The organism is Hydrotalea sandarakina, assembly GCF_003254115.1.
GTDB lineage: Bacteria > Bacteroidota > Bacteroidia > Chitinophagales > Chitinophagaceae > Hydrotalea > Hydrotalea sandarakina.
In genome coordinates, this window is the sequence record NZ_QKZV01000011.1 from 63,724 (window position 1) to 72,666 (window position 8,943).

Genomic DNA, 8,943 nt, shown 5'->3' on the forward strand with positions numbered 1-8,943 from the left:
AAAATAAGCAAAAGCTAATATTGGGTATAATTAATTGAAGGTGTAGCAATTTTCAACCTAAGCATTTACTAATTTTTGAACTGAATACAGCAAGATGTATGAATTCAATTGGTTAATGGAAAAGCGATTTGGAAAATAGCGCATTTTAGTTATTTTTGCGCCTCTTTGAGCCAAAAGCTCAGGGCCTATAGCTCAGCTGGTTAGAGCACCTGACTCATAATCAGGGGGTCCCTGGTTCAAGCCCAGGTGGGCCCACCCCTTATAAAAAAAGCCTGTTACCATTTGGTGAACAGGTTTTTTGTTTTAATGAGTGTTTAAGTAACGAATTGTGCTTTACGCAGTGTTGGCTTTAATTGCATATTTTGCCATCGGCCTTCTTCTATATTTCCCTTCCCCTTTGCCTAATAATCATCCAATACCAACTTAAGAGCTGGTTGTTGTATTTGTTTTACAATGAGCGGGCTCAAATTCAAAAATTATGGCTTTAAAGAAACGTTTTGTATTTTTCTGACAAAGCCAATGGATAACACCAATTGTTTCTATAAGTTAAAATATACCCTGTATGCCAACCAATATAGCCACACACCAAAGCCACTTACTCCTGTTTTGGGGATTATTGCTTTTTGTATTAGGATTGTTGATTGGGTTGTTTATACCCTTGTTACCTAACCCCCGAATGGGATTATCTGCGCATTTAGAAGGACTGATGAATGGGATATTGTTAATGGTACTTGGACTAATTTGGCCAAAGCTGGTATTGCCGAAACACCTATTAACCATTAGTTTTTGGTTGATGATCTATGCTTGTTTTGCCAATATTACTGCAGTTTCATTAGCCGCTATTTTTAATGCCGGCAAAATGTTGCCTCTTGCTGCAGGACAAGTAGGCGCAGCATGGGCAGAATTGATCATCAGTGTTTTATTAGTCACTTTATCACTGGGCATTTTGGTGGCATTAGTAATTGTGCTGGTGGGGTATTATCAGCACATAAAAAAAACACAGTTTGCTTTTGAAAATCAATAACAATACTTTATTCCTCCTGCGCCATTTGTGATGTAATAAAAGGTATTTTAGGTGCCAGAAAATAGCCGGTTAAACTGGCAAAAAATATGGGAATGAATTGTCCAAAGCCGGTTAACGTTGCCAATAGAATAGTAGTACTCATGGGTGTGCGCGTTACACAGGCATTTACTGCGGCCATACAACTTACCATAGCCAATAATAAATTAGTGCCCGGAAATAATTGGTGAATAATTAATCCCAATGTAGCACCAACAAAAAACAAAGGAATAATAAAACCACCCCGCCAACCCGATGTTACACTAATAGCAATGGCAATAATTTTAAAAATCAATATCGCCATCAATAACTGTAATGTAAACTTTTCGGAAATCAACTCATTAATTTCATGGTGACCGAAATAACGCGTTAAGGGTAAGTAATAAGCTATAATACCCAATAATAACCCGCCAATGCCTGTTTTGATATAAATAGGAATGGGCTTTTTCTCAAAATTGTTTTTTAAAAATTTGGTGACCAGAATAAACACCCATCCTATGGCTGCACCAACAATGGCAAACAATTCAGCATAACCAAAATCGAATATGCCTGAAAAAGTATAGGCCGAAAAATTCCAAATAGGACCAACGCCTAAATGCATAATCAATGCAAAAATGAGGTAGCTAAAGCAACTGGCTACAAAAGCAGGAATAATGGCTTTATAATACAAAGCAGCATATTCATAATGCAACACTTCTAAAGCAAATAAACTGCCGCCTAATGGTGCACCAAACAAAGCGGTAAATCCCGACGCCATACCGGCAATACTTAATGAACGTAATTCTTCACCTTTTAATCGAAATAATTTTCCAATCCAACTACCTGTTGAGCCGGTTACTTGTACCAATGGTGCTTCCGGACCTAAGCTTCCACCCGAAGCAACACACAATAAGGAAGACACAATCATTGAAGGATTGTTCTTAGGATCTAACTTCCCTTTGTTAAAACGAATATTGTTGACAATTAAATTTAACTCACCGGGATCTCCAATAAAATGAATGACCAACCCTGCCAATAAACCGGTGGTTGCCATTAAAGGAATAACCTGCCATCCTTTAAAATAACCAAAAAAGTGCATCAAAAAATCAAGACCAATCCAATACAAGCCGGCTATTATGCCACCCACTAAACCAACCAATGCCCACAATAAAAAAGTTCTACTAAATACCAGTGGACTTGGTTGAATAGGTTTATCCAAAATATTTAAGTAGCGAACTATTTTTCTTCTTTGCCTTAATTTCAATTTTATGGACGATTGATGGATGAGCGATTGATAAGTTGAATGAGCCGCAAAAGTAAACATTTTTGCCGCTTACTTCAAGTGTAATCGTGTACTGTAAGAAGCCTGCCATTCCTCATAAAATATTAAGATTGGCTTAAAACGGTTAACCGAATTTTGTAGTATAAACAACCCACTTTACACAAGTGCATAACCGTTGCAATAGCCGTCATTGAAAATACAGGTGTTACTTAAGCTGTGGTGTCTTAATGATTTGCCTCTGTTTGATGCTTTAACGAATTAGTTTGTTTTTTAAACGAGGAACAAAATAGAAATACATTTACTCTTCCTTTATGGTGCCATTTTCTTCCACCCTTAAAGTAACCCACTCATAATTTCCTTTTTCAATTACTTTTTGAATGCTTTGTTGCAACCGTTTATCAGTTTGTTTTTGCACTTTATCTAGAAACAAAACATTTTTCAATTGCCCCGACTTCATGCCATTGAACACTACAAAATCAACCGGATGAAAAATAACTTTTGAATCATCCGGATTCAATTTAAGTGGTTGAAAAATAGTATCAATTTTTTTAATCATTTTCTCAGCTTCTTTTCTGCCGGCATCACGCGCTTTTTCTCTAATTTCTGCTTCTTTCTCATCTAATTTTTCTTCTGCACGATTTATGCGTTGCTGTGCTGCTTCAATTTGCTGTAACCAATCGGGTTCCGGTTTTTTCTTTACATAAATCTGGCAATCGCTTAAGCGAAAAATTTTTCCGGTATGCGGACAAACGCCAAAAATTTGGCGTTGCAATTGAAAAAATTGCAGCAGTTGATTATTAGTGAGGTTATTCATATATCTGAAACTTTACATTTTTGCTTTCAATTAATGCCTTAATGGCCTTTTGATTATTTTTTAATTTAGCAGCACCGGTTTTTATATCCGTGAAAATAATTTTGTTAACGATACCGCTTTTGTGTAACCCTTCAAAAATGATATAATCAATGGGGTCGAATAAGGAACGACAATCATTGTGTTGAAAAGGGAAATGCGGGAAAGCCGGGGCAATTCTTTCTAGTATAAAACCAATATTCACTGCTTTTGCTGTTAGCTGTGGACGTTTGGTCATATTCGCTGCTCGTTCTTTTAATTCCTTACGTTGTTGCTTCAAATCTTCCAACATTTCTTGTTGTGCAACTTTGCCTGATGCAGAAAAATTATTCAAGTAAAACAAATCGGCATCTTTTAACCGGATTTCTTCGCCACACCCACACGGGCATTCACAGTAAAAATTGCCGGAATTAAGTGTGCTAATAATTTCTTTGGCCGCTTTTTCGTTGTTGGTTGGCATATACATGAATGGTTAGCATTGTGAATAAATGAATACGAGTAAAGTGATTTTAAAGTTAAATAAAAAAGAAATGTGAATTTTTATTTAAATATATTTTCGCTAAGTATATCAGGCCAACAAAATTTAATGAAGCCTTTGCTGAAGATATATTCATTATGTTTTGCGACTGTATTTTCGTTTGGCTTTAATAATACCATATTTCCAATAATCGAAAGTAGCACCTATTAACAACACGGCACCTGCAACAATCAATACTTTTAGTTTCAGTGATGAATAGAGCAAACCGGCACCCGTACCGCCTATAAAAAAGAAGGCAATGATTGTAAATCTTAAACGAATAGATGATAGTAACTTTTTTTTCTGTTCCGGTTCATGGTAAAAAAACAGCTGTGAAAGTTCAATACCCAAATCGGTGAATAAACCGGTAAGGTGTGTGGTTCTAACGGTTGCTTTTGAAATGTTGGTTACCAATGAATTTTGTAAACCCATGGTAAACAATAGTAAAAAAGCCAATGTATCGGGTGCTGTATGTATCAGCTTTCCCAAAAAAGCAACAAAAAATAATAAAGCACTTTCCAATATTGCAGGTATAATGTAAACGTAAGCTTTATTCCACCTGAAAATAGATTCCACCAAAAAGCCAGATATAAAAGAGCCCAATAAAAAGAATACGATGTACAACAAAAAAATGAGTCCGTGCCAAAAGTTCAGTTTAAATACATCATCAATAAAAAAAGCAAAGTGTCCGGTTACATTGGTTGTTAATCGCTGCACCGATAAAAATCCAACTACATTCACAATACCTGCTACAAAGGATAAAAGTGATGCAATACGTATGTTATGTGAATAAGTTCTTGCATCACCAATGTGTCTGAACATTTTCTAATTTCCCTTTTAATAGAGCATTGATTAAACTAATGGGTTTGCTAAGTTTGTTTTATTATTTTCCATAAAAATAAAAGTTAGTGCTGCAATTTCACTCGTTTATATTTACGGACCACAATTGTTTCAGCAATTTTATCGTGCAAAGTCATTCTGTTCGTATTCCATAAAGATTGAAAAAAACCAAGCCCTAACTCCAATGAGGATGCGACATAACCTAAACTTCTCTCTAGGCAATGCCATAAACCTAAGTGTTTATGATAAAGTGCAATTACTTTTATACCTGTTATTTTTTTCCCTAAAGTTTGACCATTTGTAAAATAAGTAATTAAAGTAAAATAAATAGTAGGAAGACAAACTAAAATAGCTTTTATAATAAATTTTTCAGTTGGATTCATCCCATATCCTTCTATGTCAATATGAGTAAATCCTTCAATTTTAATGTGCTTTAATTGAATACCGGATAATTGAATAATTTTCTGGAATAAATATATTATTATTCCCAGAAACAAAAAATCTAATATAATGGAAAGAGCACGCATACCAAATGATGCCAATACCCATTTCCCATCCTCTAATATTTCACAACGTTTTTTGTATTCCATGATTTAGAATTTCATGACAATAAATATATTGATTCATTCATTCATTTTCACTAAAAACATGAATTAATTAGAATCTTACCTTAACTTATTTCTTTTCCTTAAATGATACGTTAATGAACTCCTGTATTGACTTATTTCATCATCAGGGTTGTAAGCATTTCTTAATTGTTCGTTGGTAAATGTGTTGTATTCATCCAACTTGTACCAATAATAGTCATCAAAATAAAATTTAAACAAAGCAATGTATTTGAAATCGGCTGTGCTAATTTTTAATCCGCCGGTGGTAAAATAAGCTTTCGCTTCGGGGTGTTCAAGGTCTATTTCATCATATAAAAACCCAATGAAATGATCACCTAAAGGTTCATAAGTGGTAAGCCAATGCAATAACTGTTGTTCATTCTGCACATCAATTTCAGCATAAGCCTCTAATGCCTGTTGCGCTTCTACACTATACGGTAAAAATTCATTCAATGAGCTGATAGAACCATATAATTGATTGAACCGATGAAAGCCCGAATACATAATTTGAAGCTTAACCATTTCATACAACGAGGCATATTTGCTTATCCAGGGAAGATAGATGCTTTTATCAATAATGTCATCACGGTATTGTATTAGTGTTTCATAAGCTTTTTCCGCTTGTTGCAGCAAAATTAAAAAATCAACACTCGGTTCAAAGGCCGCCATTTCATCGGCCCACACTTCTAGCCTAATTTTTTGATTGGTACGAACGAATGGATCATCTGTTTTAAATTCACCGCAATGAAAAATATCTTCTATCTCTTGCGCAGAATCTTTAAAAATAAGACTAATATGATTGTTGGTGGCATTGCCTACAAAAGCATAACCTCGGCAACCTGCATTAGGACAGCTATCCGAATAGCAAGTGCCGGCATGAGCCGTTAAACAGGTATCGCCATTTTGTTGGAATGTTTCAAAAACCGCTTCAAGTTTTTGTACAAACAGTTCTTTAGGTACATCCTGATACGTTTTGTCGTCATCTAACAAAACCGAAAGCATGGAAACATTCATTTTTTCAAAGCTTTCAATCAGCATTTGTTTTTTCTGCTCAAGCATGGGTATATAATTATTGATTTTATTCCGTTATGTAACGAAACGATGAAATGTGTTTTAAATATTTGTGCAACAAAAGGCATCCTTCGTTGGGCAAGCAAAAGGAGCAGTTAGAGAATAATTGCTGAAGCTATTTATTCTTCTCTTATTTCGCCCTCTTCATTTAAGCGCAGTGATGTCCATACATTTTCCCGGTGCATTATTTTGAAAGCTTTTAGTTGATATTGGTGTTGAATAGACTGTCTATGATGATATGCTTTTAAAATACCACTGAGTTGTTTTTGCTCTAAGATAGATTCAAAATCTTTATCGATTGATTGTAGAAATTTTTTAAAGTTTTGGGGATATAGTAACAAAAAACGAATGATGGTATCTTTTTTTATAGGTTGTTTTTTTTCTTCCTGCTCTGTATTATATGAATTCATTTCTTCTTCAATTTCCCAGAGTTTGTCCAATAATCGGTATTCTCTCTCAAATTCATACTCTGAATTTTGAGGTGGCTGGGGAACAACCGGTTTTTCCTTTTTATAAATCAGTTTATGATCTATGCAAATAATCCGTTTTGTATTATTGCATAAACCAAAAAGCTTACCCTTTTCTTCAAAAAATTGAAAATGCAAATTATTTTTCATGGCAACAGCGTTAGGTGTAAAATTTTAATTGATTCGAGATCTTTTTTATCCGTTTACTATTATTAGTAAATTTTTATTTCATTTTCATCCTGTTGCTGTATACAATACAACACCACAACAAGATGTTTAAAAAAAACGAATTGATAAAATTAAACAAAAAAATGCTGTGTTCGGGCTTAAAATTTAGGGCGGCCCGCAAACAATATAATCAGATGATTAGCATTCAATGAAAAATGATACTTTTTATGCGTACTCAAAATGGGAAGCACTCTATCCCTTTCTTTCTTCATTCTTCCTATTAAACTGCATTTATTTTTTTAAAGTAATTTTTATTACTAAAAAGATTAAGAATATTAAACCAATACCTAAAATTGTTGATATCACATAACTAATTACGGAACCCCACATAATCAAATAATATATTCCTATACAAATTCCGATTAATATAATTGCAAGAATTGAAATAACAATATTTCTTTTTTTCTTTTTATTATTTGATTCTTTTGTAAGAGACAGTCTTTTAATAAGACGATCTTGATATTCTTCTTTATTATCAACTTCATATTGATTAATCAATATTCCATTCTCAAATACAAGGAATAAATCTCTTTCATATAAGGAAGCATAACCCCTATGTACGTATTCTAACATTTTCCCTTGTGGTATTCTTATTTCACCATTGAACCAATTTGCAAAAACTTCTTTTTGACCCGGAAATAAATAGTTTAATCCCACCTTAGTCTCAGTGTCTCCAATTATATATGCTTCAAGTCCAATTAGAAACAACTTATTTTCCTCAATCTTCCATTGTCCATAGTATCCACGCCAACAAGTTGAAGATTGTGGACTAAAGGTGATATCATTTCTATTTTGCAGGTATTGGTTTAATGGCTCTGCTGCCATTGATGTTTCATAACCATTTAAAAAAAGTATTTCATGAGCTTGTGCTGTCATATTATATTTTTTATATCTATTTGTGATTGTTTATATGCTTGCAGCCAACGGTTTGGCACTTGGCAAATTAGTGAATTTAGCAGCACTGCACTGTCAACATAGCACAAAATTTGATTTGAAAAACTGAATTTAAATTTAAGCACTTCACCCCGCATGACGCCAAACGCATGTTGGCAGCTGGTGTGCTGTCAGTCCGTCCTTGCAAACCATTGTCAATATTGAATTTCTCTGTCTTTGTCGTGTCTGGTTGTGAGGTTGCGTATTTTTTATTTTCAGAAGGGTGGGAGATTTTTTTTAATTACTCACTTCATAATTGTTTTTTAATGGTGTTCGTGAACCGTGAACGGTTTCAATTTTTCTTTGGGTCGGCTTTGCAAGCTCTTTGACAAAGCTTTACCTTGCGGGTCGGCTTGCGGGGCTTTGGCAATATGCTTGCAAATGCAGAGCATTCACGAACACCTTTGAAAATAAACACTCCGTGAGTAAAATGCGTTGGCTCATACGATTTTGTTTATTGGTTTCTCAATTCCTTTTAGAAGTTCTTCCAACTGTCCGCCAGGGCTTGCATAACCAATGGTGATTTGGTCGGCAAGTGTTGTCATAAGTTGGTTTCGTATCTGTGCGTTTTGACTGCTTACTCGTTTTACCGATTTGTCAAACGGGGTGATGATGAGCAGTCTGCCTTGTTCCAATGGCTTTACAAATTCGGGTTCTACTTTTTCTTTTAGCCCTCTTGCCAATGCCAAAATGATGGGCTGTTTGCCTTTGAGCAGGTAATGCAAAACATCTTTCTCTATTTGGCTGTGAAAACCACTGATAACACAATGTATCGTCCTAAAAATAGTTGACAGTTTTTTTGATTTAATCCTACGACAGGTTTACGATTTGTTTTTAGTCCTGCCATTGGTTTACTATTCAAAGTTAAGGTTGCAGATGAAAAAAATATTTTATAGCCCATCTCAGCTATAGAAATATTTTTTTCATCGGTATGTTTCCTCAGCAACTCCAACTTTTAATAGTTCCTTTTTTACATAATAGTTCTTCCATTTCCTTTCAACCGGTTCATTATGATTATGTAATTCTATAGGTGTTTTGTAACTAATACTACCATGTGGACGTAAATGATTATACACACTTATTGCTTTAGCTACACCCTGTTGTGCTG

At 34.5% G+C, this 8,943-nt stretch carries 11 protein-coding genes and 1 tRNA gene; 2 read left to right on the plus strand and 10 right to left on the minus strand.

Going from position 1 to position 8,943, the window contains the following annotated elements:
* Nucleotides 1-181: 181 nt before the first annotated feature.
* Both LX80_RS13280 and LX80_RS13285 read left to right on the plus strand, forming a co-directional pair.
* Nucleotides 182-255: transfer RNA gene (locus LX80_RS13280), tRNA-Ile, on the plus strand.
* Between the two features lie 307 nt (nucleotides 256-562).
* Complete coding sequence (locus LX80_RS13285; protein WP_111297143.1) at nucleotides 563-1,024, plus strand: hydrogenase; 462 nt, start codon at nucleotides 563-565, stop codon at nucleotides 1,022-1,024.
* A 7-nt stretch (nucleotides 1,025-1,031) separates the two neighbouring features.
* On the opposite strand, the gene LX80_RS13290 is transcribed toward LX80_RS13285, so the two are convergent.
* The 10 genes from LX80_RS13290 to LX80_RS14595 form a co-directional block, all read right to left on the minus strand.
* Entirely contained in the window at nucleotides 1,032-2,363 is a 1,332-nt protein-coding gene (locus tag LX80_RS13290; protein ID WP_211307775.1) for a chloride channel protein, read from the minus strand.
* Nucleotides 2,364-2,619: 256 nt separating this feature from the next.
* A complete protein-coding gene (locus tag LX80_RS13295; RefSeq protein WP_111297144.1) occupies nucleotides 2,620-3,135 on the minus strand; it encodes a Holliday junction resolvase-like protein in 516 nt (171 codons plus the stop codon).
* Nucleotides 3,128-3,631, minus strand: a complete 504-nt coding sequence (locus LX80_RS13300) for a Holliday junction resolvase-like protein (RefSeq protein WP_170120466.1) — start codon at nucleotides 3,629-3,631, stop codon at nucleotides 3,128-3,130. Before LX80_RS13300 ends, LX80_RS13295 begins: the two co-directional genes overlap by 8 nt.
* Before the next feature lie 153 nt (nucleotides 3,632-3,784).
* Nucleotides 3,785-4,510 (minus strand): YoaK family protein, encoded by a 726-nt coding sequence (locus LX80_RS13305; RefSeq protein ID WP_111297146.1) that lies wholly within the window; start codon nucleotides 4,508-4,510, stop codon nucleotides 3,785-3,787.
* A gap of 83 nt (nucleotides 4,511-4,593) precedes the next feature.
* A complete protein-coding gene (locus LX80_RS13310; protein WP_111297147.1) occupies nucleotides 4,594-5,118 on the minus strand; it encodes an RDD family protein in 525 nt (174 codons plus the stop codon).
* A 75-nt stretch (nucleotides 5,119-5,193) separates the two neighbouring features.
* The gene (locus LX80_RS13315) at nucleotides 5,194-6,195 is read right to left on the minus strand and encodes a hypothetical protein (RefSeq protein ID WP_111297148.1); all 1,002 of its coding nucleotides are present in this window, start codon (nucleotides 6,193-6,195) and stop codon (nucleotides 5,194-5,196) included.
* Between the two features lie 131 nt (nucleotides 6,196-6,326).
* Nucleotides 6,327-6,824, minus strand: coding sequence for a hypothetical protein (locus LX80_RS13320; protein WP_111297149.1), 498 nt, complete (start codon nucleotides 6,822-6,824; stop codon nucleotides 6,327-6,329).
* A 309-nt stretch (nucleotides 6,825-7,133) separates the two neighbouring features.
* Nucleotides 7,134-7,778 (minus strand): hypothetical protein, encoded by a 645-nt coding sequence (locus LX80_RS13325; protein ID WP_146250533.1) that lies wholly within the window; start codon nucleotides 7,776-7,778, stop codon nucleotides 7,134-7,136.
* A 497-nt stretch (nucleotides 7,779-8,275) separates the two neighbouring features.
* Complete coding sequence (locus LX80_RS13330) at nucleotides 8,276-8,560, minus strand: hypothetical protein (protein ID WP_146250534.1); 285 nt, start codon at nucleotides 8,558-8,560, stop codon at nucleotides 8,276-8,278.
* Between the two features lie 198 nt (nucleotides 8,561-8,758).
* A partial coding sequence (locus tag LX80_RS14595) for a hypothetical protein (RefSeq protein ID WP_211307776.1) occupies nucleotides 8,759-8,943 on the minus strand: 185 nt, incomplete at its 5' end.